This window comes from Nonomuraea insulae (assembly GCF_042656245.1).
This window is the reverse complement of sequence record NZ_JBHSPA010000023.1, coordinates 28717-54187: the sequence shown is the minus strand read 5'-3', so window position 1 is coordinate 54187 and position 25471 is coordinate 28717. Positions and strand designations below refer to the sequence as shown.

Annotated in this window: 25 protein-coding genes and 1 pseudogene; 11 read left to right on the top strand and 15 right to left on the bottom strand. The window is 70.6% G+C overall.

Translation table 11 applies throughout. The features are described from left to right. Positions 1 to 4 precede the first annotated feature (4 nt). Positions 5 to 964, top strand: coding sequence for an SDR family NAD(P)-dependent oxidoreductase (locus tag ACFPZ3_RS17860; RefSeq protein WP_379515245.1), 960 nt, complete (start codon positions 5 to 7; stop codon positions 962 to 964). 11 nt (positions 965 to 975) lie between these two features. On the opposite strand, the gene ACFPZ3_RS17855 is transcribed toward ACFPZ3_RS17860, so the two are convergent. Together ACFPZ3_RS17855 and ACFPZ3_RS17850 are read right to left on the bottom strand one after the other, a co-directional pair. After that, positions 976 to 1608 (bottom strand): DUF47 domain-containing protein, encoded by a 633-nt coding sequence (locus ACFPZ3_RS17855; protein ID WP_379515244.1) that lies wholly within the window; start codon positions 1606 to 1608, stop codon positions 976 to 978. Between the two features lie 163 nt (positions 1609 to 1771). Then, positions 1772 to 2050: pseudogene (locus tag ACFPZ3_RS17850) on the bottom strand (inorganic phosphate transporter); the annotation flags it as partial. Between the two features lie 776 nt (positions 2051 to 2826). On the opposite strand from ACFPZ3_RS17850, the gene purU reads away from it, so the two are divergent. After that, the gene (purU, locus tag ACFPZ3_RS17845; RefSeq protein ID WP_379515243.1) at positions 2827 to 3681 is read left to right on the top strand and encodes a formyltetrahydrofolate deformylase; all 855 of its coding nucleotides are present in this window, start codon (positions 2827 to 2829) and stop codon (positions 3679 to 3681) included. Here purU and ACFPZ3_RS17840 read toward each other — a convergent pair. Beyond that, positions 3665 to 4648 (bottom strand): NADP-dependent oxidoreductase, encoded by a 984-nt coding sequence (locus tag ACFPZ3_RS17840; RefSeq protein ID WP_379515242.1) that lies wholly within the window; start codon positions 4646 to 4648, stop codon positions 3665 to 3667. The genes purU and ACFPZ3_RS17840 overlap by 17 nt on opposite strands. A 96-nt stretch (positions 4649 to 4744) precedes the next feature. Here ACFPZ3_RS17840 and ACFPZ3_RS17835 point away from each other — a divergent pair, with 96 nt between their 5' ends. Beyond that, positions 4745 to 5392: a TetR/AcrR family transcriptional regulator gene (locus tag ACFPZ3_RS17835; protein ID WP_379515241.1), complete on the top strand. Its 648-nt coding sequence runs from the start codon at positions 4745 to 4747 to the stop codon at positions 5390 to 5392. Between the two features lie 115 nt (positions 5393 to 5507). Here the strand turns inward: ACFPZ3_RS17835 and ACFPZ3_RS17830 are convergent, their stop codons facing one another. From ACFPZ3_RS17830 to ACFPZ3_RS17815, 4 genes are all read right to left on the bottom strand, one after another. After that, a complete protein-coding gene (locus tag ACFPZ3_RS17830; RefSeq protein WP_379515240.1) occupies positions 5508 to 6461 on the bottom strand; it encodes a serine hydrolase domain-containing protein in 954 nt (317 codons plus the stop codon). Positions 6462 to 6530: 69 nt separating this feature from the next. After that, on the bottom strand, positions 6531 to 6881 hold the full coding sequence (locus ACFPZ3_RS17825; RefSeq protein ID WP_379515239.1) for a VOC family protein: 351 nt from the start codon (positions 6879 to 6881) through the stop codon (positions 6531 to 6533). Continuing rightward, a complete protein-coding gene (locus ACFPZ3_RS17820; protein WP_379515238.1) occupies positions 6878 to 7678 on the bottom strand; it encodes a helix-turn-helix domain-containing protein in 801 nt (266 codons plus the stop codon). The genes ACFPZ3_RS17825 and ACFPZ3_RS17820 overlap by 4 nt, the downstream gene beginning before the upstream one ends. A gap of 8 nt (positions 7679 to 7686) precedes the next feature. Beyond that, the gene (locus ACFPZ3_RS17815) at positions 7687 to 9744 is read right to left on the bottom strand and encodes a prolyl oligopeptidase family serine peptidase (protein WP_379515237.1); all 2058 of its coding nucleotides are present in this window, start codon (positions 9742 to 9744) and stop codon (positions 7687 to 7689) included. 283 nt (positions 9745 to 10027) lie between these two features. Here ACFPZ3_RS17815 and ACFPZ3_RS17810 point away from each other — a divergent pair, with 283 nt between their 5' ends. Genes ACFPZ3_RS17810 through ACFPZ3_RS17800 form a run of 3 tightly spaced genes read left to right on the top strand, consistent with a single transcriptional unit; the run spans position 10028 to position 11655 of the window. Continuing rightward, positions 10028 to 10534 (top strand): HNH endonuclease, encoded by a 507-nt coding sequence (locus ACFPZ3_RS17810; protein WP_043640342.1) that lies wholly within the window; start codon positions 10028 to 10030, stop codon positions 10532 to 10534. Between the two features lie 46 nt (positions 10535 to 10580). Beyond that, on the top strand, positions 10581 to 11405 hold the full coding sequence (locus ACFPZ3_RS17805; protein ID WP_379515236.1) for a GNAT family N-acetyltransferase: 825 nt from the start codon (positions 10581 to 10583) through the stop codon (positions 11403 to 11405). Between the two features lie 40 nt (positions 11406 to 11445). Beyond that, positions 11446 to 11655, top strand: coding sequence for an FmdB family zinc ribbon protein (locus ACFPZ3_RS17800; RefSeq protein ID WP_379515235.1), 210 nt, complete (start codon positions 11446 to 11448; stop codon positions 11653 to 11655). 111 nt (positions 11656 to 11766) lie between these two features. Here ACFPZ3_RS17800 and ACFPZ3_RS17795 read toward each other — a convergent pair whose 3' ends face one another. The 3 genes from ACFPZ3_RS17795 to ACFPZ3_RS17785 form a co-directional block, all read right to left on the bottom strand. Further along, a complete protein-coding gene (locus ACFPZ3_RS17795) occupies positions 11767 to 12267 on the bottom strand; it encodes a helix-turn-helix transcriptional regulator (RefSeq protein WP_379515234.1) in 501 nt (166 codons plus the stop codon). 373 nt (positions 12268 to 12640) lie between these two features. Beyond that, positions 12641 to 14479, bottom strand: coding sequence for a dihydroxy-acid dehydratase (gene ilvD / locus ACFPZ3_RS17790; protein ID WP_379515233.1), 1839 nt, complete (start codon positions 14477 to 14479; stop codon positions 12641 to 12643). Positions 14480 to 14619: 140 nt separating this feature from the next. Beyond that, entirely contained in the window at positions 14620 to 15429 is an 810-nt protein-coding gene (locus ACFPZ3_RS17785; protein ID WP_379515232.1) for a thioesterase family protein, read from the bottom strand. A gap of 69 nt (positions 15430 to 15498) precedes the next feature. Here ACFPZ3_RS17785 and ACFPZ3_RS17780 point away from each other — a divergent pair, with 69 nt between their 5' ends. Further along, positions 15499 to 16200: a TetR/AcrR family transcriptional regulator gene (locus ACFPZ3_RS17780; protein ID WP_379515231.1), complete on the top strand. Its 702-nt coding sequence runs from the start codon at positions 15499 to 15501 to the stop codon at positions 16198 to 16200. Here the strand turns inward: ACFPZ3_RS17780 and ACFPZ3_RS17775 are convergent. Beyond that, positions 16185 to 17012, bottom strand: a complete 828-nt coding sequence (locus ACFPZ3_RS17775; RefSeq protein WP_379515230.1) for a nuclease-related domain-containing protein — start codon at positions 17010 to 17012, stop codon at positions 16185 to 16187. The genes ACFPZ3_RS17780 and ACFPZ3_RS17775 overlap by 16 nt on opposite strands. Before the next feature lie 193 nt (positions 17013 to 17205). On the opposite strand from ACFPZ3_RS17775, the gene ACFPZ3_RS17770 reads away from it, so the two are divergent. Beyond that, positions 17206 to 17496, top strand: a complete 291-nt coding sequence (locus tag ACFPZ3_RS17770; protein WP_379515229.1) for a hypothetical protein — start codon at positions 17206 to 17208, stop codon at positions 17494 to 17496. Positions 17497 to 17503: 7 nt separating this feature from the next. Further along, the gene (locus ACFPZ3_RS17765; protein WP_379515228.1) at positions 17504 to 17866 is read left to right on the top strand and encodes a TPM domain-containing protein; all 363 of its coding nucleotides are present in this window, start codon (positions 17504 to 17506) and stop codon (positions 17864 to 17866) included. Positions 17867 to 17918: 52 nt separating this feature from the next. Here the strand turns inward: ACFPZ3_RS17765 and ACFPZ3_RS17760 are convergent, their stop codons facing one another. The 3 genes from ACFPZ3_RS17760 to pepN form a co-directional block, all read right to left on the bottom strand. Continuing rightward, positions 17919 to 18869 (bottom strand): hypothetical protein, encoded by a 951-nt coding sequence (locus ACFPZ3_RS17760; RefSeq protein WP_379515227.1) that lies wholly within the window; start codon positions 18867 to 18869, stop codon positions 17919 to 17921. A gap of 63 nt (positions 18870 to 18932) precedes the next feature. Next, the gene (locus ACFPZ3_RS17755) at positions 18933 to 20219 is read right to left on the bottom strand and encodes a serine/threonine-protein kinase (protein ID WP_379515226.1); all 1287 of its coding nucleotides are present in this window, start codon (positions 20217 to 20219) and stop codon (positions 18933 to 18935) included. An 82-nt stretch (positions 20220 to 20301) separates the two neighbouring features. Further along, a complete protein-coding gene (pepN, locus tag ACFPZ3_RS17750) occupies positions 20302 to 22866 on the bottom strand; it encodes an aminopeptidase N (RefSeq protein WP_379515225.1) in 2565 nt (854 codons plus the stop codon). An 89-nt stretch (positions 22867 to 22955) separates the two neighbouring features. Here pepN and ACFPZ3_RS17745 point away from each other — a divergent pair, with 89 nt between their 5' ends. Both ACFPZ3_RS17745 and ACFPZ3_RS17740 read left to right on the top strand, forming a co-directional pair. Beyond that, positions 22956 to 23576 (top strand): mycothiol-dependent nitroreductase Rv2466c family protein, encoded by a 621-nt coding sequence (locus ACFPZ3_RS17745; RefSeq protein ID WP_379515224.1) that lies wholly within the window; start codon positions 22956 to 22958, stop codon positions 23574 to 23576. Positions 23577 to 23674: 98 nt separating this feature from the next. After that, positions 23675 to 25078 (top strand): aldehyde dehydrogenase family protein, encoded by a 1404-nt coding sequence (locus ACFPZ3_RS17740; protein WP_379515223.1) that lies wholly within the window; start codon positions 23675 to 23677, stop codon positions 25076 to 25078. Positions 25079 to 25085: 7 nt separating this feature from the next. On the opposite strand, the gene ACFPZ3_RS17735 is transcribed toward ACFPZ3_RS17740, so the two are convergent. Further along, positions 25086 to 25471 (bottom strand): SDR family oxidoreductase (locus ACFPZ3_RS17735; protein ID WP_379515222.1); only part of this gene is annotated, 386 nt, incomplete at its 5' end.

Here is a 25471-nt window from a genome sequence, read left to right as displayed (position 1 = left end):
GTCCATGACCACGCCACAGCACAAGATCGGATCGGGCTTCGGCTACAGGAGCACCGCGGACGACGTGCTCCACGGGATCGACCTGTCCGGGAAGCTGGCGATCGTCACCGGCGGTTATTCGGGCCTCGGCCTGGAGACCACGCGTGCGCTCGCCCGCGCCGGCGCCCACGTCGTCGTCCCCGCCCGCCGCGCCGAGACCGCCCGGGAGGCGGTCGGGGACCTCGACGGGGTCGAGGTGGACGAGCTCGACCTGGGCGACCTCGACAGCGTACGCGGCTTCGCCGAGCGTTTCCTGGCCACCGGCCGCAGCGCCGAGATCGTCATCAACAGCGCGGGCATCATGGCCTGCCCGGAGACGCGCGTCGGCCCCGGCTGGGAGGCGCAGTTCGCCACCAACCACCTGGGCCACTACGCGCTGGTCAACCTCCTGTGGCCGGCCATCGCCCGTGGCCGGGGCCGGGTGGTGGCCGTCTCGTCCGGAGGACACCGCCGCTCGGGCATCCGCTGGGACGACGTGCAGTTCGAGCACGGGTACGACAAGTGGCAGGCCTACGGGCAGTCGAAGTCCGCGAACGTGCTCTTCGCCGTGCACCTCGACAAGCTCGCCCAGGACGCCGGCGTACGCGCGTTCGCGCTGCACCCCGGCGGCATCCTCACCCCGCTGCAGCGCCACCTCCCCAAGGAGGAGATGGTCGCGGCCGGCTGGATCGACGAGGACGGCAACCAGCTGGAGACCAGCTTCAAGACGCCCGAGGAGGGCGCGGCCACCCAGGTGTGGGCGGCGACCTCAGCGCAGCTGGCGGGCATGGGCGGCGTCTACTGCGAGGACTGCGACATCGCCGAGTCCTCCACGGACCCGGACGCGCTCTCCGGCGTACGCGCCCACGCCATCGACCCCGACCAGGCCGCCCGTCTGTGGACCCTGTCGGCGGAGCTCACCGGCATCGACGCCTTCGCCCGCTGACCCAGCGCCGTCTACCGCTTCATCGCGCCGTCCGCGATGGCGTCGGCCGCCTCACCGATGGCCACGCCGACGATCTCCAGACGGCGTACCAGCTCCCGCTCCTTCATCGCGTCCGCCGTGATCTCCCCCGAGAAGATCCGGGAGATCTCGTACTGGTACATCCGCCGGATCGCCCCGCCCGCCTTCTTGGCCTCCAGAGCGTCGTGGGTCACCACGGACGGGCGGGAGGCGAGGTCGCGGACGGCGTTCTCCAGGGCGTCGATGCCGACGATGACCTGGTCGAGCAGGGGAGTGAAGCGGATCTGCTCAGGCACCCGGTAGAGGTGGGACTCGCGGACGAAGTCCCGCAGGGAGTCCAGCACGTCGTCGATCGACCGGGACAGCCGGAAGAGGTCCTCCCGGTCGATCGGCGTGACCAGGGCGGTCTTGAGCTCCTCGATGAGGCGGGCGCGCTCCTCGTCGCCCATGTGCTCGATCGAACGCATCCGCTCGTGCGCGCCCGTCCTGCCGACCTCGCCGCCGATCATCGCCATGGCCAGCCACGCGCCCTGCTTGGTGGCTTCGAGCTGCCCGAGCAGCGCCTCCGAGAGCGCGCTGTCCATGCGGCCCGTCATGAGATCCCGGATCCGCCACAGCCGCTTCACGCTCCGGCCGCCTTCGGGGAGGAGCGGCCCCGTACGCCGGTCGCCCCAGCCATAACAGCCTCACGCTCGCGATTCCCTTCACCACCAACGCGACCCCCCAGCCCAGCGCCAGACTGGCGGGCAACGTCAGCAGCCAGGCGGCGACGATCTTCCCAGCGGCATACCACCGAACCCGCCCACCTCCTTGCGCCACCCCCGCGCCGATGAGCCCTCCCGCGATGGTCTGCGTCATGCTCACCGGCATGCCCGCGGCCGCGCACGCGATCACCGCTGTGCCCGCGGCCAGCTCCGCCGCGACTCCGTGCGGTGGCCTGGAGACGATGATCTCGCGGCTGAGTGTGCGACCGGCTTTGGGCAGCCCGTACAGGGTGCCGAGGCCGAACAGGACGGCCACCGGCACCGTGTACGACAGCGGCGCCCCCGAGAACCCAACAGCGATCATGAACACGGCCAGCATCTTCTGCGCGTCGTTGGCCGCGTACGCGAGGGTCTGCAGCAGGAACCCCGCCCAGTGCCAGCGCCGCAGCTTCCCCGCCGAGGTCGTGGCGGCCAGCACCCGGATGAGCACCCACGCCACCAGCCCCCCGGCGAACGGCGCCGCCAGCCCGAACGCGAGCACCAGCGCCACCGACCCGGGCGAGACCGGCAGTCCCCAGCCCAGCCCCGCCCCGGTCAGGCCGCCCACGATGGCCAGGGTGAGGCTGGTCGGGCGCCCCTTCGAGCTGAGCGCCGCCACCACGGCGAGCGCCGAGAGCACGGCGACCGTCATCGCCATCTTTCCGCCCGGCTCGTCGAACGAGGCCAGCCGCGTCACGAACGTCAACGCCACCCGGTGCGTGACGAGCGGCACGACCGCCACGAGCGCGACGAGCACGAGGATCCCGACCGCCGGGCGGATCGCCGGCAGCTTGAGCCCGGTCGCGAGCAGGGCGCCACCATCGTTGATCCCGGACACGACGGCGAACAGACCGGCGACGACGATCAGCACAACGGCTTCCAAGGGCACGCGCTCCATCCCGCCCCGCGCGGTTGCGGTGGGGCACTACGTCCGGGGCTTCAGGAGAAAGGAGCGGCCGTTCCCCCGTGCTGCCTGCCACCTCCGACAACTACCCGAGACGTGGGACCCCAGGCATGGACCAGAGGTACTCTCGACCATGGCCGCCCACCGGTAACCTGCCCAGATGAGCCGCTGAGCCCGAGTCCCGCGAGAGTGAAGGCATGATCAGCCCCGCCGAATACATCCTGACGTTGTCCTGCCCCGACCGGCCAGGTGTGGTGGCCGCCGTCTCCGGCCTGCTCGCCGGGAACGGGTGCAACATCATCGAGAGCCAGCAGTTCGGCGACAGGGTGGGGCAGCGCTTCTTCATGCGCGTGCAGTTCGCGGGCCCCCTGAGCGAGGACGAGCTCAACGCCGCCTTCGCCGCGCTCGCGCCCGACTTCGCCATGGAGTTCAAGCTGCGCGACGTGGCCAGGAAGCCGCGCGTGCTGATCATGGTGAGCAAGTTCGACCACTGCCTGAACGACCTGCTCTACCGGGTGCGGTCGAAGGCCCTGGACATCGAGATCGTCGCCGTCGTCTCCAACCACCCCGACCTGCGGCCGCTCACCCAGTCCAACGGCATCGACTATCACCACCTGCCGGTCACCCAGGAGAGCAAGCCGAAGCAGGAGGCCGAGGTGCTGGCCCTGGTGGAGCACTATCAGGTGGACCTGGTGGTGCTCGCCCGCTACATGCAGGTGCTCTCCGAGGAGCTCTGCGAGAAGCTGGCGGGCCGGGCGATCAACATCCACCACTCGTTCCTGCCGTCGTTCAAGGGCGCCAAGCCCTACCACCAGGCCCACAGCCGCGGGGTCAAGCTGATCGGCGCGACCGCCCACTACGTGACCGCCAACCTGGACGAGGGGCCGATCATCGAGCAGGAGGTGGCCAGGGCCAACCACAGCCACTCCCCTGAGGACCTGGTGGCGATGGGCCGCGACGTGGAGTGCGTGGCGCTGGCCAGGGCGGTCAGATGGCATGCCGAGCAGCGGGTGCTGCTCGACGGGCACAAGACCATCATCTTCCCGCGGTGACGACGATCTTGCCCGGTACGTGCTCGCGCACCAGACCGGCGTAGGCCCGCGCGGCCTCCTCCAGCCGGTAGCGGCGGCCGACGGTGTCAGGCAGGACGCCCTTCACGGCCAGCCCGCCCACCTCCTCCAGGTCGCCCGGCCGCGCCGCGGTGTAGAGGGTCTCGAAGCCGGTGGCCGGGCCGGGGCTGGGGAAGGCGATGTTCAGCAGGCGCCCACCAGGACGTACGACCGGAGCCACGGCCGGCAGGGCATCCCCGGGCAGGGCCAGGTTGACCAGGGCGTCGATGCCGCCGGGATGGCGGCGCAGGGTCTCGGGGCCGAGTTCGGCCGAACGGTAGTCGATCACTTCGGCGGCCCCGAGCCTGCGTGCGTACGCCTCGTCCTCCGGGATCGCGGTGGCGATCACATGGACGCCCCGCGCCGCCAGCAACGGCACCACGGCCCCGCCCACCCCGCCGGTCGCCCCGACGACCAGCACCTTCATCCCCTGCCCGAAGTCCCAGGCGCGCAGCAGGGGCAGCGCGGTCAGGGCGGCCATGGGCAGGGTGGCGGCGTGCTCGGCGGGCAGGCCGGAGGGCAGGAGGGCCATGGCGGGGGTCGCGGCCTCGAAGACGGCGTACTCGGCCATCGTCCCCGTCGTGAACGGCGGCGGTGAGCACAGCAGGCTCGCCATGCTCCCGGCCGACCGTGCCAGGCCCAGCCCGAAGACCTCGTCACCCGTGGCGAACCGCTCGACGCCCTCGCCGACGCGCGTCACCGTACCGGCGAAGTCGCTGCCGGGGACGTGCGGGAAGGTCAGGGGCGCCGACTCCTTGAACACGCCGCTCACCAGCCTGAGGTCGGCGGGGTTGAGGCCGGCCGCCGCGATCCGCACCTGCACCTGGCCGGGGCCGGGCAACGGGACCGGTACGTCCGCCATCTCCAGAACCTCGACCCCGCCGTACCGCGTCGCCGTCAATGCCTTCATGCGAGAGCCTCCCTCTAACCGGACCGCCCGGTCATGTTGTCCAGCATAATATGACCATGCGGTCCGGTTAGGGTAGGGTCAACTTTCGTGGGGACGATGAGGGCCGATGCCGCGCGCAACAGGAGGTTGTTGCTGGACGCGGCGGCGGCCGAGCTCGCCGAGCACGGCACGGAGGTCTCGATCGCCCGCATCGCGGCCAGGGCGGGGATCGGCAAGGGCACGGTGTTCCGGCACTTCGCCACCAAGGAGCAGCTCCTGCTCGCGATCTTCAGCGACCAGCTCGACACCCTCGCCGCCAGCGGCGAAGCCCTGCTCGGACGCCAGGACGCCGGCGACACGGCGCTGGGCGAAGGCGTGGACGGGGGGCGGCCGGACTGGGGTGCGGCGTTGCTGGAGTTCATGGCCGCCGCCGTCGAGCTGCAGCTGTCCGACCGCTCCTTCTGCCAGGCGATCACCGTCACCACCCGTCAGGATCCGGTGGTCAGGGCCGCCGGTGACAGGCTCGTCGCGGTCGCCGAGGCGCTCACGGCCCGCGCCAGGCAGGACGGCTCCGTCCGGGGCGACGTCACGGGCCCCGACATCGTGCTGCTGATCAACGCCGTCACCCAGGCGACGGTCCCGCTGGGCGACGCGGCCCCCGGCCTCTGGCGCCGCTATCTGAGCATGATCTTCGACGGCCTGCGCCCCGAGGCCGCCCACCCGCTCCCGGTCCCCGCCCCACACTCCCTGGCGCCGGGCGGCTAGTCAGACCACGTGAACGGCTCTGCCCTCCCGTCCAGCTCCTCGGCTGACCGGAGCACCCGCCCGGGAGCACCACCGGCGGCCAGGATCGAGGCGGGCCCCACGTACGGATAGGCCCTCACAAGGTGGCCTCGAAGAGCGCGGTGAAGGTCTTCGTGAAGTCGTTCCAGTCACCGTTGAGGTTGCACACCAGCAGGTCGGTGCCCTCGCGATCGCCCATGGCGTACGTCATGGACCCCTGGATGAACCCCCCGCCGCCCCAGAGCGTGACCCCGGAGGCCAGCGTCTGGGAGTAGACACCGAGGCCGTACCTGGTGTTCGGCACCCACTCCGACCCCTCGGTCGAAACGGTCGTGAACATCTCCTCCTGCTGGGCGGCCGCGAGCAGGCGACCGCCCAGCAGGGCCTCCAGGAACCGGCGCAGGTCAGAGGTGGTGGAGACCATGCCACCGGCGGCCCCGGCCCAGCTCAGATCCGCCTCGGTCACATCGTGGAGCTCCGCGTCCTGCCCGGCCTCGTCGAACTTGGAGTAGTGCCGGGCGTGCGGCTCGCGGAGCCCCTGGTCCTCACCCGGCAGGTACGTCCCCGTCAGCCCCAGGGGCTCCGCGATCCGGCGCGCGATCTCCTCGGCCAGGGTCGAGCCCGTCGCACTCTCGACGATCATCCCCGCGAGGTTGTAGTTGACCTTGGAGTAGACGAACCGCTTCCCCGGCTCCTCGGGCCGCGGCGGCTCCTGGCCGGGATAGACGTCGGGAAGCCCGCTGGTGTGATTGAGCAACTGCCTGACGCTGATCAGCTCGCCGTCCCCGCCGAGATGCTCCTCCACCACACCGGGCAACCACTTCGCCACCGTGTCATCCAGGCCCAGCACGTCCTCGGCCACCAGTAACAGCACCACGGACCCGGTGAACGCCTTGGTGAAGCTCCCGATGCGGAAGTGCTCACCCGCCCGTCGCTCGCGTCCGGTCGCGACGTCGGCCACGCCCGCCGTGCCGAACCACGATGTCGCGTCGACGACGATGCCGGGACCGCCCCCGTGGGCCACGATCTCTTCGAGCACCCGCTGTCTCATTCCTGCCTCCTCAACGATCGGCTATAAGCAACCGTAGTTGACTAGCAGGAAATCAGTCAACTCAAGTTGCTAAGGCCGGTACGTCCCGAAGTACCAGTGATTGCCCTCCGGGTCCGCGCACCCGTACTCCCGTGACCCGTACGGCTGATCCACCAGCTCCACGACGATCGACGCCCCCGCCGCCTTGGCGCGGTCGTGATGGGCGTCGACGTCCTCGACCGCGACGTAGATCCCCGGCCCTCCCGGCTTGCCCTGCCCGATCATGATGAGATCATCCCCGACGAACAGTTCGGCATGATTGACGACGCCTTCGCCGTCCTTGGACGCCTCGTGCACCCGGAACCCGAACGCGCCGGTCAGGAAGTCGATCGCGGCCTGGCAGTCCTGGTAGCGGGCGAGTGCGTAAACGGTTCGTGTCATGAGGCCCAGGTTGCCGCGCCGGCGACCTCGGGTCTTGGATAAATCTGACCCGGTGTGGTGTCGCCCAGCACCCTGAACTCCCTGTTCATGTGCGCCTGATCGTAGAAGCCGCATTCCGCCGCCACCTCGGCGAGCGCCATGCCGGACCCCACCAGCCGCACGGCCCGCCCGAACCGGATGATCCGCGCCGCGGCCTTCGGCGGCAACCCGACCTGGTCGTGAAAACGGGCCACGAGATGACGGTGGCTCCACCCCAGCGACTCCGCCAGCGCGGACACGCCCAGCCGGCCACCCGACTCCAGCAGCCGCGCCCACGCCCACGGCACCTCGGGCCCCACCGAGGGCCCGGCCACGATCCGCTCGCTCAACAGCCGGTCCGCCAGCGCCAGCCGCTCGGGCCACGACGGCGTCTCGGCCAGCCGCTCCACGAGCAGATCCCCCCACGGCCCGAGCAGGTCGCTGGTGGACACCAGCCGGTTGGCCAGGTGCCGCATCGGTAGCGCGTACAGCCGCCGTGCCCCGAACGGTGTCAGGAACACCTCCACGCCCTCCGTCGGCCCCGCCGAGCGGGTGACGGTGAAGCGATCGGTCAGCCCCCCGCCGAACGCCGTGACCGGCCGCCCGTCGGCCTCCATCGGCGTGCCGAACGCGAGAATGAGCACCGCTCCCGGCATCGCCATCTCCGAGCGCGTCACCGGCGCCGCGTAGTGCTCACGGTAGGCGCACAGCCGCGTCACGTAAGGCCGCAGGGCAGCGCTGGGGGCGGCCTCCACCATGGCCAGCCCCAGCGCGCTCATGTGTTCGACTATAGGCCGGTATGCCGCGCGAGGAAGGTCAAGGTGTCGGCCGACAGGTCCACCGTCCTGCTCACCGACCGCGCGCCGTGCCCGACCTCGGCCTCGTTACGCAGCAACACCGGCCGGTCGGCCGTCGAGGCGTGCTGCAGCGCCGCGCACATCTTCCACGCGTGCAGCGGGTGCACGCGCGTGTCGGACTGGAAGACGGTGAAGAGCGTCGCGGGGTATGGCACCGACTCCTGGACGTGGTGATAGGGCGAATAGCTCCACAACCAGCCGAACTGCTCGGCATCCTCCACCGTGCCGTACTCGACGTTCCAGGTGGCCCCGAGCCCGAACTTCTCGTACCTGATCATGTCGAGCAGCGGCGCGGAGCAGACCACGGCGGCGTACAGCTCGGGACGCTGCGTCAGCGCGGCCCCCACCAGCAGGCCGCCGTTGGAGCCGCCGGAGATGCCGAGCTGGGCGGCCGTGGTGACGCCGGTGGCGATGAGGTGCTCGGCCGCCGAGTGGAAGTCGTCGAAGACGTTCTGCTTGTGAGCCAGCATTCCCGCGCGGTGCCACTCCTCGCCCTCCTCACCGCCGCCGCGCAGGTTGGCGATGGCGTAGACGCCGCCCGCCTCCACCCAGGCCAGGATCGAGGCAGAGTAGCCGGGGGTCATGGACAGGCCGAAGCCGCCGTAGCCGTACAGGACGGTGGGGCGCGGGCCCTGGGCCTCGGCGGCGGGAGAGATGATCAGCATGCGGACGTCCGTGCCGTCCTTGGAGCGGTAGACCACCTGCTCGGTGCGGACCTCGGGCACCTCGACCGCGCCGGGGGAGGCGGCCCAGAGCGTCGTCTCGCCCGTACTGGCGTCGTAGCGCTGGATGGTGGGCGGGGTGGTGTTGTCGGTGTAGCCGAACCACGCCTCGTGGCCGCCCTCGGGCCGCTCGGCGAGCCCGCCGATCGTGCCGAGCCCCGGCGTCGGCACCTCGCCGAGGCGTTCGCCGGTCTCCAGGTCGTGGATGGTGATCTCGCTGATCGCGTGGCGGGTCCAGCCCACCAGCATGATCGGGCGCTCCAGGTCGTCGAGGATCGCGAAGTCGGACAGCACCGCCTCGGAGTCCTCGGGGATCAGGTCACGCCAGCTCTCGAAGCCGGGCTCCGCGGGATCGGTGACGCACACGCGGGCCCTGGACGCGTCGCGGTCGGTGTGGACGTACAGTCTGCCGTCGCGACCGAAGACCAGCCCGGTCTGCGCGTCCACGCCCTCCTGCACGACCCGCAGCTCGGGCCGCTCGATCGGCGACTCGGTCAGGTCGGCCACCCACAGGTCGTTGCGCGGCGCGGTGCCCTCGTGGGCGGACACCTGCAGCCAGCGGCCGTCACGCGAGACCGAGACGCCGTAGTAGTTGGTCATCTTCAGGCCGTCGCCGAAGATCATCACGTCGTCCTCGGTGGAGGTGCCGACGCGGTGCAGGTAGACGCGGCGGTGGAACTGCTTCTCGTTCTCGGGCACCTCGGTGCTCGGCAGCCTGCGTACGTAGTAGAACGCCTCCCCGCCGGGCAGCCAGGCAATGGGGGAGTAACGGCACCGATCGATCGGCCCCTCGATCCGCGCGCCCGTGGCGACGTCGATGAGGTAAAGGACCGACTCCTCGTCCCCGCCCATCGAGATCTGGTACGCCAGCAGCCGCCCCTCCTTGTCCGGCTGCACCGCGTCGAGCGTGGTGAGACCGGAGGGATCGATCGCCATCGGATCGATGAGCGCCCGCTCCGTGCCGTCAGGCTCGACCACGTAGTAGACGGCGTGCTCCTGGTCGGGCGTGCGGCGCGAGAAGAAGTGCCGTCCGCCGCGCCACGCCGGGACGCCCACGGAGCCGGACCTGAGCAGCTCGGCGATGCGGCTCTTGAACCGCCGCGTCCCCTGCTCCCTGCCGAACAACTCGGCCTGGGCGAGCAGCCACCCCTTGGTCTCGGGGCTGTCGGGGTCCTCAAGCCACCTGTAGGGGTCGGGAACGGGCGTCTCGTGCAGGATGTCGGCGATGTCTTCGCGGCGTGCGGTCGGGTACGGCTCTCGCGTCATGCACGGAACCCTACTGCCAACGGAGATGCGTAAAGCGCTGGTCGAGCGGGCATAAAACGTACCGTGAGTCCCTCTGGTCATTCCGGCTGGAAGTATTTGGGGTGGCGGGGACCACGGTGCAAACGCCAGACTTGGTGACAGGACGGTGCCGTGGTGACCATCCGCTGGACCGTCCGGCGGAGGTCCACGTGACGGAAGCACAAGTGCCCCAGGAGGGGCCGACAGGCGGGACATGCCACGGCATGTCCCCTTTGATACGCGCGCAGCAGGAAGAGGCCGGATGATGCGCCAGGTCCTGCTGCTCAATGCCACCTACGAGCCACTGACCACCCTTTCGCTGCACCGCGCCGTCGTGCTGGTGCTGCGCGAGAAGGCCGACGTCGTGCACCGCGACGGAAGGGGCGCCGTGCTGCGCTCCGCCAGTCGCACGCTCGACGTGCCGTCGGTGATCAGGCTCCGCAGATATGTCCGCATCCCCTACCGGTCCCGCATCCCCCTGACCAGGGCCGCCCTCATGCGGCGCGACGACTACCGCTGCGCCTACTGCGGGCAGAAGGCGGAGACCATCGACCACGTCATCCCCCGGTCCAGGGGCGGCACGCACACCTGGGAGAACTGCGTCGCCTCCTGCACCACTTGCAATCACCGCAAGGCCGACAAATACCTGGAGGAGCTGGGGTGGACGCTTCGCGTCAGCCCCGCGGTGCCACGGGGCGCCCACTGGCGGCTCATCGGCGCCTCGCTCGTGGGTGACCCGCAATGGGCGCCCTACCTCGAGGCAGCGGCCTGAGAAACGGCGTTGAGCGGAAGGGCACTGCCTGACAGCATGAGCAGGCATGTGGACCTTCACCTCAGACGTTGAGGCGTACGCCGCGGTCGCCGAGCCCTTCCTGCTCGGCGACCCGGTGCGCAACACCGTTCCACTGACCATCCTGGCCAACCTGCGGGCGGGCATGCCGGCGAAGGACCCCGTCTTCGGCTGGTGGAGTGTGGACGGTGAGGTTCGCGGGGCTGTCTTCCACACGCCGCCGCATCCCATGGGCCTGTTCGCCGTACCGGTCGAGGCGGTCGCCTCCCTGGTGGCGGAGCTGAACGGCGACCTGCCCATGTTCGTGGGCCCCACCGAGGTGACCGCCGAGGGCATCCGGCTGCTCGGCACACCCGATCGGGTGGTCTCGGAGCGTCTCTACCGGCTCGGCACGCTCGCCGTCCCCGACGTTCCAGGACAGGGCAGGCCGGCCGTCCCCGGCGACTTCCCGCTGCTGGTGAGCTGGTACCACGCGTTCGGCGACGAGGTGGCCATGGGCGAGGGGGACGTGGCCGAGCGGGTCGCGCAGCGGCTGGCGGGGCGGGAGTTGTTCGTGTGGGAGGCGGACGGGGCCCCGGTGTCGCTCGCCGCGCTCTCCCCGGCGTGCGGCGGCGTCTGCCGCATCGGTCCCGTCTACACTCCGCCGTCACGCCGCAGACGCGGCTACGGCGCCGCCGTCACCGCGTACGCCAGCCGCATCGGCCTGACGGAGCGCTGCGAGCAGGTCGTGCTCTTCACCGACCTGGGCAACCCCACCAGCAACGCCATCTACCAGGCAATCGGCTACGAGCCCGTCTCCGACTACACCCACGTCACCTACGACGGGCCGCGTTCAGCGGGTCGTCGCAGCTAGCGGACTCTGCAGTTACGCCTGGCAGGGCTACTATTGGCCCATGCCGCGATACGACTTCCGCTGCCGCGCTTGCGGCTCCACGTTCGAGGTCTCCCGCCCGATGTCGGCCTCCGACGATCCGGCGGCCTGCCCTGAGGGTCACGACGACACGGTGAAACTGCTGTCCACGGTCTCCATGACGGGCGGCGCGGCCGCCCCCCAGACCGGCGGCGGCGGTGGTTGCTGCGGCGGAGGCTGCTGCGCGTCCTGATCAGGCCGGCCGGGCGGGCTGAGACAGCGAGCAGGGCGGCGAAGGGCGTGAGCTCCCTGACACGCATGCGCGGGAGCCTGCCACCCGCCGCCCCGATCGCCCCGGGGAGGTTTACGCGGCCGTGATGGCCCGCCGCTTGCGACGCTGGAACGGCAGGAACCGGTCGGCCAGGTGCGGCCGGGACGGCGTGAGCGTGGGCTCGACCGCGATGATCCGGTCGAACCTGAACGCCCTGATAGCCCGGCGCATCCTGCACACGCCGACGAGATACCAGTATTCGCGGTGCACCAGGCACGTCACCGGCTCGACGTCGCGAGCGGTGACGGTGCCCGAGGCGTCGCGGTAGTGCAGACGGATCATGAGTCGGCTGGTGATGGCATCGGCCATGAGCCTGGCACGGGAGGCCACGTCCACGGGCAGCGGCTCGGTGAGGGTCGCCAGCGTGGTGGCGATGACGTCGTCGTCGAGCTCCAGGTGCTCGAACGCGTGCTGCAGGCCACGCCTTGCGGTGACGGCCTGCGGGCCCGCTCCGAGGTGAGCGAGGGAGAGGGCGAGGGCGGCGATCTCGGCGGTCGTCAGCGGGCGAGTATCGTGCTTCACGACTGTCGTCATACCCTTATTTTAGGGATGACCACCGACATTTTTCGAAAACCTGTCCGTACGGATACCCCACCGGCGGGCGGCCTCTGAACCACTTAGGAGGCCCACAGGACGCTCCGTTGCGGTGGCGCGCCACTGAAGGGTTCAGAGGCCGTGTTCCTGGAAGGTCCTCAGCCGACGTACGGCGGGTGGCGGCCTGCTTGGCGCAGCCGTACAGCAGAAAGGTTGACGAGGGAGCACGACCTGCGCTTCCCTCCCAGACCTCAGCCGGCTGCGAGGGGAGCAGCGAGACGCTTCCCTCCCAGACTTCAGCCCGGCTGTGAGGGAGGCCGGGGTTTGTGAGGGAGCGGTGAGACGCTCCGCTCCCTCACAGAGGAGCAGCGGGTCAGCGGGAGAGCTGCGAGAGGTCGCGCGAGGCGCCCGTCGAGGCGGACGTCGTCATCGCCGCGTACGCCTGCAGCGCCACGCTCACCGGCCGGTTACGGTCGCGCGGCCGGTAGCCGCCCAGCTCGGTCAGCAGCCGCTCGCGCCGGGTGGCCAGTTCGGCCTCGGGCACCCGCAGCTCCAGGGTCCGGTTGGGGATGTCGATGTCGATGAGGTCGCCATCCTCGACCAGCGCGATCGCCCCGCCCTCGGCCGCCTCAGGCGAGGCGTGCCCGATCGACAGCCCGGAGGTGCCGCCGGAGAAACGCCCGTCGGTGACCAGCGCGCAGACCTTGCCCAGCCCCCTGCCCTTGAGGAAGGACGTCGGGTAGAGCATCTCCTGCATGCCGGGCCCGCCCTTGGGGCCCTCGTAGCGGATCACGACCACGTCGCCGGCCTTGACCTGCCCGGCGAGGATGCCGTCGACGGCCTGTTCCTGCGACTCGAACACCACGGCCGGCCCGGTGAACTTCCAGATCGACTCGTCCACCCCGGCGGTCTTCACCACCGAGCCGTCACGCGAGATGTTGCCGTAGAGGACGGCCAGGCCGCCGTCCACGGTGTAGGCGTGCTCCAGATCGCGGATGCACCCGGCCGCGCGGTCGAGGTCGAGGGTGTCCCAGCGGTTGTTCTGTGAGTACGGCTTGACCGTACGGATGTTGCCGGGCGCCGCGTGCCACAGCTCCACGGACTCGGGCTTGACCGACTGCGAGCGCACGTCCCAGGCGGCCAGCAGGTCGCCCAGGGTGCCGCCGTTCACGGTGGGCACGTCGCGGTGCAGCAGCCCCGCCCGGTCGAGCTCGCCCAGGATGGCCGGGATGCCACCGGCGCGGTGGACGTCCTCGACGTGGTACTTGTCGGTCGCAGGCGCCACCTTGCACAGGCACGGCACCCGCAGCGAGATCTCGTTGATCTCCTTGAGCCCGAAGTCGACCTCGGCCTCGCGGGCGGCGGCCAGGATGTGCAGGATCGTGTTGGTCGAGCCGCCCATCGCCACGTCGAGCGTCATCGCGTTCTCGAACGCCTCACGGGTGGCGATCGAGCGCGGCAGCACCGACTCGTCGCCCTCCTCGTAGTAGCGGCGGGTGATCTCCACGAGCTGCCGGCCGGCGTCCTCGAACAACTGCTCGCGCGACTTGTGCGTGGCCAGGATCGTGCCGTTGCCGGGCAGCGCCAGGCCGATGGCCTCGGCCAGGCAGTTCATCGAGTTGGCGGTGAACATGCCGGAGCAGGAGCCGCAGGTCGGGCAGGCGTTCTCCTCCATCGTCAGCAGGTCGGCGTCGGAGACGGAGTCGTCGGCGGAGGCGATCATCGGGTCGATCAGGTCGAGCTTCTTGCCCGGCGTCTTGCCGGCCTCCATGGGCCCGCCGGAGACGAAGACCGTCGGGATGTTCAGCCGGAACGCGGCGAGCAACATGCCCGGCGTGATCTTGTCACAGTTGGACACGCAGATCATCGCGTCGGCGCAGTGGGCGTTGACCATGTACTCGACGGCGTCGGCGATCAGCTCGCGCGACGGCAGTGAGTACAACATTCCGCCGTGGCCCATCGCGATGCCGTCGTCGACCGCGATCGTGTTGAACTCGCGGGGGATCGCCCCCGCCTCCCTGATCGCGGCGGACACGACGTCGCCGACATCCCGGAGATGCACATGACCAGGGACGAACTGGGTGAAGCTGTTGGCCACCGCGATAATGGGCTTGCCGAAATCGCTCCCGGCTACGCCGGTCGCCCGGAGCAGGGCCCGGGCACCGGCCATATTCCTGCCGTGGGTGACTGTACGTGACCTGAGGGCGGGCATTGGGCATCTCCCATCGTTGGCGAGTCTTCACATGTTACGGCCATCGCCCGGTGACTGAGACGACTGTCCACACGTCGGACAGTTGGTTACCGGATCGTGCCGCAAACGAAGCCTCTTCCCACGATAGGGGGAAGACGAGGCTAGGCGGGCAGGCGGACGGCGGCGAGCTGGGTCGCCTGGGCCACCAGGCGGCCCTTGTCGTCCCATACGTGGGCCACCTCGTCGATCCGGTCCCCGCCGACGTCCGTGGCCGCGAGCCGCACCCGGACCGGCCCAGGGGCGGGCAGCCTGCGGATGTACGCCGAGAGCTGGATCGTCGGCACCCACCCCGACAGCCCCAGGTCGAACGTGACCGGCGGCACCGGGTCGAGCGCCACCAGCAGGCTCAGCGGGTCCCAGTCGGAGCCGTCGGCCAGCCGCTGCCAGGTCGCGATCACGCCGCGCTTGGCGGGCGCCCCGAAGGCGAACGACAGGTGCTCGGGGTCGATGCGCTCCTCGACCACGGCCATCAGCGGCACCTCCATGCCCCCGCCAGGGGGATCGGTGGGGGCCAGGAAGCACTCCTGCTCGGGCGGGAGATGCACCGGCTCGTGGGCGGACCACCACGGGTCCGCGTCGTCGAGCAGGCCCAGCGTGACGTGCGCCTCGACGCGGGTGCGGCCCTCCTGCGTCAGCACGGCCCTGACCTGGGCCACGCTCCTGCCCACCCGCAGCGTCTCGACGCGCGCGACGGCCGCGCCAGGCTCCGGCGGCTCGACGAACGTGCCGCTGACGGCCGTCACGTGCGGATGCCCCGCGCCCGCCGTGCTCTCGCAGGCGGCCCTGCCCAGGACGGCGAGGAGATAGCCGCCGTGCAGCCGCGTGCCGACGCTCCACTGCGGATCCAGCATGGCGCCGAACTCGTCGTCGCCGTGCGCGGTCAATGCGGTTGCTTCCCGAAAATTCCCCATATTTCGCAATCCCTTCCGCAGCGAAGCTCAGCTTGACACCGTTAACTTGACGGCGTCAACCTGAGAACCATGAGCACCAGACGCGTACGCGCCAGGCGCGGTGAGGGAGCGCTGCTGCGCGAGGAGATCCTGCGCGCGGCCGAGAGCCTGCTCGCCGAGACGGGCAGCGAGGACGCGCTCACGCTGCGCGCGGTGGCCATGCGGGCCGGAGTGTCCACACCCTCCGTCTACCTGCACTTCACCGACAAGGAGGCGCTCGTCGAGGCCGTCTGCATGCGGGTGTGGGACGAACTGCGCCGGCTGTTCACCGACAACCTCGGCGGCGACCCGTTCCTCGCCCTGGGCCGGTGCGCCCGCGCGTACGCACGTTTCGCCCTCGACCACCCCGTGCAGTATCGGGTGCTGATGATGCGCCCGTCAGCGGGGCCCGGCGTGCCCCCGGCCGCCGCGGCGGCGTTCCGTCACATGGTGAACGCCGTGTCGGCCTGCGTGGAGGCCCGCATGTTCGAAGGCGATCCCGAGGAGGTCGCGCTCGGCCTCTGGTCGGCCGTGCACGGCTATGTCTCCCTGCTGATCGCCCAGCCGTCGTTCCCGTGGCCGCGCGACAGGGAGGCGCTGCTCGACCACATCGTCAGGCAGGCCGGGTTCGGCGCGGCGATGTACTCGCGGCTGCCGCACCGCCTGCCGCCGAGCACGGAACTGGCCGCCTGCCTCGACGACTTCGGCGCGAGGCTGGCGGCCGGCGGAGGTGAGAGTCAGCCTTCGCCGTAGCGGGCGGGGAGCACCTGGCCGGCGATGTCGTAGATCCGGTCGATCTCGGCGTTCGTCAGCGCCCGCTCCCGCTTGGTGATCCACTTGCGCGCCCGGTCGCCCTGGTAGACGTCCACGCCGCGAATGGTCATGATCTTCCATGGCACCGGCGGGCCGTAGATGGCCAGCGACGGCACGACCGCGACCTCGCGGCCGAACGTCTCGCTGATCAGCTCGCTGGCCTGCGACGCCTCCCACTTCGCCTCGGTGAGGCGGGGTTTCATGTCGAACGGACCGTGGAAGAGCTTCTTGCCCATCTGCACGCGTACGGGCAGGCGCCGGTCCCACTTCTCGGAGTCGACCGCGTACACGCCGGTCGGGCCCACCACGAGGTGGTCGATCTGGGCCTCACTGCCCGGGATCGCCCTGGCGTGCAGCGTACGGTAGCCGCTGCGCTCAAGCTTGCGCAGCTGAGCCTCGGTGCGGCGCTCCGCCACGGACGTCCGCCGCCATGCCGGCACGGACGAACTGGAGCGCGCGCGATAGACCGCCTCGAGAACGCCCGCGATCACGCCCGCGGTCACACCCACCCGCCAGTCACCTACAAGGAAGCCCACCGCCAGCCCGACGAGCACCGCCACGATCGCGCGGTTGCGCAGTCGGCGGAAACGGGGCTGTTGCAGCAGGCTACGCACGGACGCGCGCTCTATCGGCGCGTACGTGGTGGTGGGCGCCGAAGGCTTCGCGGCGGCGGTCTGCTCACTTTCTGGTCGGTCGCTCACCCAGATGGGTGACGCGTTGTGACCGTCTTCACGCTGGTTGTCGGAGTCCACGTAACTCACCGTAGCCCGGGGATTCGATCGATTCCTAGTGTTGCCGTGTCCATAGTTTTATGGCCCAGCTCATCGTGTTCCACGCACGTTTTCAGGGTATGTCTTAACTTCTCTTCTCTAGAGAAGTCGAGAAACGATCTTACCCTTCGCATCGGGTCTGGCCGGACCCGCCCCCGAGGATTACGGTCTTGGTGTGAACAGCGCGGCGGAGATTCTGCTCTTTCTCATCGGGGTGTCCATGGGGCTGTTCGTGCTGATCAGCCTGCTCGTCATGCTGCCGGGGCGCGGTGCGCAACGCCGGATCGAATCAGGTCCGGTGTGGCTGGGCGGTCCCTCCAGGAGCGAGCGGGGGGTGAGCACGTCCGGTCTCGTACTGGCCGACAGGGTGGCGCACTGGGCCGAGGTGCCCGAACACGACTGGGTGGCCGCGGCCGAGACCGCCGAGCCGGGCCGCCGTGTCGGCGGGGCTTCGGCGGGATGGTGAGGTGACCATGCGAGGACTGACGGCCGCTCAGGCCGACGACGTCAGGCAGGCTCTGCACACCGCCGAGCGGCGCAGCGGGCTGCGGTTCGGTGTGTTCCTCGGGGAGCCGGTGGGCGGGCGGCGGCACTTCGCCGAGCGCCTGCACGCCGCCCTGGGCGAGGAGTCCGACTCGGCCGTGGTGCTCTTCGTCGACCCTGCCGGTCGTGGGATGGAGATCGTCACCGGCGAGAGCGCCAGGAGCCGGCTTCCCGACGGCGCCTGCCGCATGACCGCGATGTCGATGGCCACGGCGTTCAGCGTGGGCGACCTGATCGGCGGCCTGCTGTACGGCATCGCCGCCCTCGGCGAACAGGCCACCGCCCGCCGCTGACGCGGAGCGGCCAGGTCGGTTCGCGTCAAGGAGCCGGACGACGTGGCCGGGGTCAGTTCGCTTCGAGGAGGCGGACGACGTGCTGGCTGACGCCGTTCAGCAGGGTCGCCGGTTCGATCGGCGCGTCCGCGATGGCCGAGAACAGCGACGGCAGGCCGGGCAGCGGGAAGCCGTCGTCCTTCGTGGCCGACGTTCCGACCGCGTTCTTGTCGAGCGCCGCCCGGCTGCGCTCCCAGGCGTCGAGCACCTCCTCAGGCGACGGCACCCCGAACCCGTGCCCGACGGGGGCCGCGTGGCGCAGGCGTACGAGGGGGGTTTCCGCGAAGGCCAGGGCCGTGCGCGCCCGTGACTGCAGGTCGGCGCGCGGCTCGGGAGCGATCCAGTCCATGGCCGCGCACGGGTTGCGGCAGGTGGCCACGCAGACGCCCACAGCGCCGGCCACCTGGCTGTGCTGCCGGTCGAAGTACGCCCGCCAGCCCTCAGAAGGCTCCGCCGACACGCGCAACGTGCGGTTGGTGGCCGACTGCTCGGACTTGGTGTGATCGCACTCCCGATCCCCGATCACCCCGAACCGGCTCCCGGCCGCGCTCAGTCCGGCCGGCCACCTGGCGGGGTCGCCGGCGTGACCGAGATGTGGCTCGAAGGCCAGCAACGGCAGGTATTCGCTGGCGATGTGCACCGCGGCGATCATCGGGCTGAGCTCGCGGCGGTGCCACCGTACGGCGATCACCTCCAGCAGCAGCCCGTACGCGGGACGCAGCGACTCGAGCGCGCCGCGCGGCTGCTCGCGCGGGGTCTGCGGCATGTGGCAGGCTCGCGCGCGCCGCCGGAGGTCGGCGGGCACCACCCGGGCCTCGGCCGCGAAGTCCTCGGCGTCGAGCGAGAGCAGCCGGTGCCCGAACTCGCACACCTCCGCGATCTCCGCGGCGGGCGCGAGCGCGCCGAGGTCGGCGAAGGCATAACGGCGGGCCAGGGCGATGAACAGGTCACGAGTCGAGTCCACGCGATGACTTTCTCACGATCAGCAGGCGATGACGGACACGAGGCGACGGCGTTGAAAGGGCGGTCACGGGCACGGGGCGCGGATGCACTGGATCTCGCCGGGCGGACGGCTGATCGTGGGCTCGGAGGTCGGCTCCTCAGGCCCCGGCGTGGTCGGCTCCGGCGTCGGCTCCGGCTCCGAGGTGGTCGGCGTGGGAGGCGGCGTCGTCGGCGGGCGCGACGGGGAGGTGGTGGCCGTCGCGGTGGGCGTCCTCGTCACCACGGGAATGGAGCGGGACGGCCGCGGGCTGGAGGTGTGCTTGGCCGGCGGCGGCTGAAGCTCGCGCGCGACCGGCGGCGACGTGGGCGTGACATCGAACGTGGTGCCGCCCGCCGGAGTCTGTTGCACCTCGTCGCTGGTGACCTCGGTCGGCGAACGCATCCAGACGAAGCCCGCGACGGCCACGGACACGACCACGGCGGCCACGATGGTCAGCGCCGCCCGCGTCACGCGCCGCCGCCGCTGCCGCGGCGCGGGAAGCGTGTTCGGTGAGGCCAGGGCGCTGCGGGCGGCCTCGGCCATCAGCGGGGCCGACTGCCAGCGCGCGTCGGGCGCCTTCTCCAGCGCCCGCTCCACCACCTGCCGCGGACCCGCCGGCACGTCGGCGGGCAGGCGAGGGATGGGGGAGTTGAGGTGCTTGAAGATGATCTGTACGGGAGTGTCGCCCTGGAACGGCAGATGCCCGCTCAAACTCTCGTACGCCACCACGCCCAGCGCGTAGACGTCCACCGCGGGCGTCACGTCGCTGGCGGTGGCCATCTCGGGAGCGCAGTAGCCGGCCGAGCACAACATCGACCCCGTGGCCGTCAGCTGACCGGCCGAGGCCGAGTGGGCGATGCCGAAGTCGGTGAGCACCACGCTGCCGTCGGGCCTGACCATGAGGTTGGCCGGTTTGACGTCGCGGTGCACGATGCCCTGCGCGTGCGCGGCGGCCAGCGCGTCGGCCACCTCCGCGACCAGCCGCATCGTGGCCTCGGAGCCGAGCGGCCCCCGTCGCAGGACGCGGTCGAGGGACTCGCCCTCGACGTATTCCATGACCAGGAAGCTCACCTGGCGGCCGCCGACCTCGCAGGTGCCGTAGTCGTAGACGTCGACGATGCCGGGATGCCGGAGCGTGGCCATGGCCCTGGCTTCGTTCTGGAAGCGCTGGGTGAACGTCGGGTTCTCGGACAGGGCGGGCATGAGCACCTTGACCGCCACCGTACGCGCGAGGACCGTGTCGTCGGCTCGCCAAACCTCGCCCATGCCGCCGCCACCGAGGCGGCCGCCGAGCACGTAGCGGTCGTTGAGGGTGGTCCCCGCGCCTAGCACGTTTCGAGGCTAACACCGCGTCCGGGATGCCATCGTCATGTCAGGGCAGCCGGTAGGCCCAGAGGGCCTACCGGCGCCTGGATCAGCCCGAGGCGGCGTCTTTCTCCCTGTTGCGCAGGGCCCGGCTGACGCCGTCGGCGCCCTCCAGGATCAGGCGGCGCAGCGCCTGCGGCGGCTGCGCGGTCATGAGGAAGTCGTGCGCCGCCTGAACGGTCGCGGGCTCGATCAGCAACGAGGGGAAGCACCCTACGGCGAACGTCGAAGCCTGGTCGAACGTCCAGTCCCGGTAGATCCGCCCCACTTCGGCGAAGTATTTCTCCCGGAACGGCTCCAGCAGCTCGGGATGGCGCGCGTCCTGGAAGCCGCCGGTCGTGGTACGGGCAATGTGGTTGGCCAGCTTGCCGCCCACGATCCGCTCCCACGCCGCCGCCTTGGCCTCGGCCGTCGGGACCGCGGCCCGGCACTGCGCGGCCGAGCGCTCACCGGTCGCCGTGGGGTCGCGCTCCAGCTCGGCGTCGACGGCGGCCTCGGTCAGCCGGCCGGCGGAGATCAGCGCGTGCACGAGCGACCAGCGCAGGTCGGTGTCCACGGTCAGGCCCTCGGGCACGGAGGAGCCGTCGAGGATGCGCTCCAGCAGGCCGAGGTCCTCCTCGGAGGCGGCCACCGGGGCGAACGCCTGCAGGAAGGCGAGCTGGTGGTCGGAGCCGGGCGTGGCCGAGTCGAACAGCGAGCGCAGCTTGGCGGCCAGCAGGGCCAGGCCCTCGGGCCGCCAGGCCGGGTCGGCGTACTGCTGCATGGCCTGGCGCGCCTGCCGCAGCACCGCCTGCAGGACCGTGAGGTCGCCGACCGTGCCCACGCCGGAGATGACCAGCTTGACGTAGTCGCGCGTGGACATCTCGCCGTCGCGGGTCATGTCCCAGGCCGCCGACCAGCACAGGGCGCGCGGCAGGGACTCGGTGAAGACGGCGATGCCGCCGTCGACCAGCGTCCGCAGCGAGTTCTCGTCGAGCCGGATCTTGGCGTAGGTCAGGTCGTCGTCGTTGAGCAGCACCAGGTCGGGCCGCTCCTCGCCGATGAGCTGGGCCACGTTCGTACGGGCGCCGACCACATCCAGCTCGACCCGCTTCGTCCTGGTCAGCTTGCCGTCGGCCAGCGTGTACAGGCCGATCGCGATCCGGTGCGAGCGCAGCGTCGGGTAGTCGGCCGGGGCCTCCTGCAGCACCTCGAACTTGGTGAAGCGGCCGCCGGACACCTCGAACCCGGGGCGCAGCGTGTTGACCCAGGCGGTCTCCAGCCACTCCTTCGACCAGGAGGACAGGTCGCGGCCGGAGGTCCGCTCCAGGGCGTTGAGCAGGTCCTTCAGCTCGGTGTTGCCCCAGGAGTGCTCGGCGAAGTAGTCGCGTACGCCGGCCAGGAAGTTGTCCAGGCCGACGTAGGCCACGAGCTGCTTGAGCACCGAGGCGCCCTTGGCGTAGGTGATGCCGTCGAAGTTGACCTCGACCGCCTGCATGTCGGGGATGTCGGCGGCGATGGGGTGCGTGGAGGGGAGCTGGTCCTGGCGGTAGGCCCAGGCCTTCTCGACGTTCGCGAACGTGGTCCACGCGCCGCCGGCCCACCGGGTGGCCTCGGCCTGGGCGAGCACGGACATGTAGGTGGCGAACGACTCGTTCAGCCACAGGTCGTCCCACCAGCGCATGGTGACGAGGTCGCCGAACCACATGTGCGCCATCTCGTGCAGGATCGTCTCGGCGCGCCGCTCGACCGCCGCGTCGGTGACCCGGGAGCGGAAGACGTAGTCCTCCAGGAACGTCACGCAGCCCGCGTTCTCCATCGCGCCGGCGTTGAACTCGGGCACGAAGAGCTGGTCGTACTTCCCGAACGGGTAGCGCACCCCGAACACCCGGTGGAAGAAGTCGAAGCCCTGCCGGGTGACCTCCAGGATGTTGTCGGCGTCGAGGTGCCCGGCCAGCGAGGCCCGGCAGTAGATGCCCAGCGGGATGCCGTCGTGCTCGGAGGTCACCTTGTGGTACGGCCCGGCCACCAGCGCGGTGATGTAGGTGGACAGGACCGGCGTTGGCGGGAACTCCCACCGCCTGGCCGCCGACAGCGTGCCGTGCTTGCCCGCCTGCTCAGGCAGCTCCTCCGCGCTGGAGGCGGCGGCGTTGGAGACGACCTCCCAGTCGGCCGGGGCCAGCACCGTGAGCTGGAACGTGGCCTTGAGGTCGGGCTGGTCGAAGCAGGTGTACATGCGGTGCGCGTCGGCCGTCTCGAACTGGCTGTGCAGGTAGACCTTCTGGTCCACGGGGTCGACGAAGCGGTGCAGGCCCTCGCCCGTCCGCATGTAGCCGCAGTCGGCGTCCACGACGAGTTCGTTGCTCTCGGCGAGCGAGGGCAGCGGGAGGCGCCCCTTCTCGGCGTCGTAGGTCGCCACGTCGAGGGGCTCGCCGTTGAGCGTGGCCTTGCGGACCTCGGCGCCGTGCAGGTCGATGAACGTGGACGCGCCCGGGCTAGTGCTGGTGAAGCGGACCGTCGTGACGCTCTCGAAGCGCTCGTCTCCCTCCGTGAGGTCCAGTGCGACCTCGTACGACTCGACCTTCAACAGCCGGGCGCGCTCACGAGCCTCGTCCCGGGTCAGGTTGCCTGCCAAGTTGCGCTCCTTTTCACCACTTCGTCGGGGTTGTCCGTATCCTGCCATGCCGGGAATAGGACCCGAACCACCTCAGGTTACGGGCTGACATGACAGAGAAGATTCCCGTGGACCTGTGGTTCGATCCTGCCTGTCCGTTCGCGTGGGTAACGTCACGATGGCTGCTCGAAGTGGAGAAAGTACGTGACATCCTGCCTCGCTGGCGGCAGATGTCGCTCTACTTCCTCAATGAGGAGAAAGATGTATCGGCCGACTACCTAGAACGCGCCGCCAGGAACATGGGGTCGGTCAGGGTGATCGCCGCGGCCGCCGCCAAGCACGGCGAGCACGTCATCGGGCAGCTCTACACCGGGATCGGCACGCGCCTGCACAACCAGGGACTCGGCAAGCAGCCGGAGCGGCTGCGCGAGGTCATCGAGGGCGCGCTCGACGACGCCGGGCTCGACCGCGGCCTGGCCGAGGCCATGACCTCCGAGGACTACGACGCCGCCATCCGCGCCTCGCACGACGAGGGCATCGGACTCGTCGGCCAGGAGGTCGGCACCCCGGTCATCCGCGTCGGCGACAACGCCTTCTTCGGGCCCGTGATCACCAAGATCCTCAGGGGCGAGGACGCGGGCAGACTCTGGGACGGCGTGCTGGCCGTCACCCAGTTCGACGACTTCTTCGAACTGAAGCGCACCCGTACCAAGCGCCCCCAGTTCGACTGACACCCCGGGGGAAGAATGCCGGCGGCGGTGTAAAGGGCTCATCCCGCAGTCAGGATGAGCCCTCGCATTGTCGCCCGGGTCGCTGTAAGGATGGGGCCATGCGTCAGCTGTACATCGGCGGCTCCTGGACCGCATCGGCATCGGACGAACCCGTCGAGGTCGTCAACCCGGCAACCGAGGAGATCATCGACCGGGTGCCCGCGGGCTCTCCCGACGATGTCGAGGCGGCGGCGAACGCTGCCAGAACGGCCTTTCCCGAATGGTCGCGTACACCCGCGGCCGAGCGCGGCAAGCTGCTCGCCGACGCGGCCGAACTGCTGAAACAGCGATCCGACGAGGTGGCCAAGATCATCGCCACCGACATGGGGGCGCCGCTGGCCTTCGCCCTCAGGGTGCAGACTCTCATGCCGGCGACCGTCCTGGCCTCCTACGCCGAGCTCGCCGGCAGCTACCCGCGCGAGTCGCGCGTGGGCAACTCGCTGGTGGTCAAGGAGCCGATCGGGGTGGTCGCGGCGATCACGCCGTGGAACTACCCGCTGCACCAGATCGTGTGCAAGGTCGCCCCCGCGCTGGCCGCCGGATGCACCGTGGTGCTCAAGCCGAGCGAGGTGGCGCCGCTGGCCGCGTACGCGCTGGCGGAGATCTTCGACGAGGTGGGCCTGCCGCCGGGAGTGTTCAACCTGGTCAGCGGCCGGGGGCCGGTCGTCGGCGAGGCCATGGCCGCCCACCCGGAGGTGGACATGGTCTCCTTCACCGGCTCCACCGCGGCGGGCCGCAGGGTGGCCGCCCTCGCCGCCGAGTCGGTCAAGCGGGTCGCACTGGAGCTGGGCGGCAAGTCCGCCAACATCATCCTGCCCGACGCCGACCTGGCCCTGGCCGTCAAGGTCGGCGTGGCCAACTGCTTCGTCAACGCGGGACAGACCTGCTCGGCGTGGAGCCGCATGATCGTCCAGCGCGACCAGTACGACGAGGCCGTGCGCCTGGCCGTCGAGGTGGCGCGCGGCTACCGCGTCGGCGACCCCTTCGACCAGGCCACCAAGGTCGGCCCGCTGGTGTCCGCGGCGCAGCGCGACCGCGTGATCCGCTACGTCAACCGGGGCCAGGAGGAGGGGGCCCGGCTGGTGACGGGCGGCACCGAGCGGCCGCACGAGCGCGGCTACTACGTCGAGCCCACGGTGTTCGCGGGCGTGGAGCCGGGCATGACGATCGAGCAGGAGGAGATCTTCGGGCCGGTCCTGTCGCTGATCCCGTACACGACGGAGGACAAGGCCGTCGAGATCGCCAACGGCACCAAATACGGCCTGGCCGGCGCCGTCTGGGCGGGCACCGAGGAACACGCGGTCGCGGTCGCCCGCCGGCTGCGCACCGGCCAGGTGTCGGTCAACGGCGGCAGGTTCAACCCGCTGGCGCCGTTCGGCGGCTACAAGCAGTCGGGCGTGGGCCGCGAGCTGGGCGAGCAGGGCCTGGAGGAGTTCCTCGAGGTCAAGTCGCTGCAGCTCTAGCCCGCCCCTAGACGAACAGCCCGCCGGTGGCCAGAACGTTCTGCCCGGTGACCCAGCGCGCGTCGGGCCTGGCCAGCAGTGCGACCACGGCCGCGATGTCGTCGGGCCTGCCGAGCCGCCCCAGCGCGGTGTAGGCCGGGATCAGCTCCAGCGCCTCCGGCGGGTTGGCGCCGCGCAACATGTCGGTGTCCGTGGCGCCTGACGACACCGTGTTCGCCGTGATGCCGCGCCCGCCCAGCTCGCGCGCGGCCACCTTGGCGAACTGCTCCATCGCCGCCTTGCTGGCGCAGTAGAGCGCCAGGGTCGGTGCGGGCACCTGCGTGTTGAGCGAGGAGACGTTGACGATCCGCCCGCCGTCGCGCATCACCCGCCCCGCCCACTGGATGGCCAGGA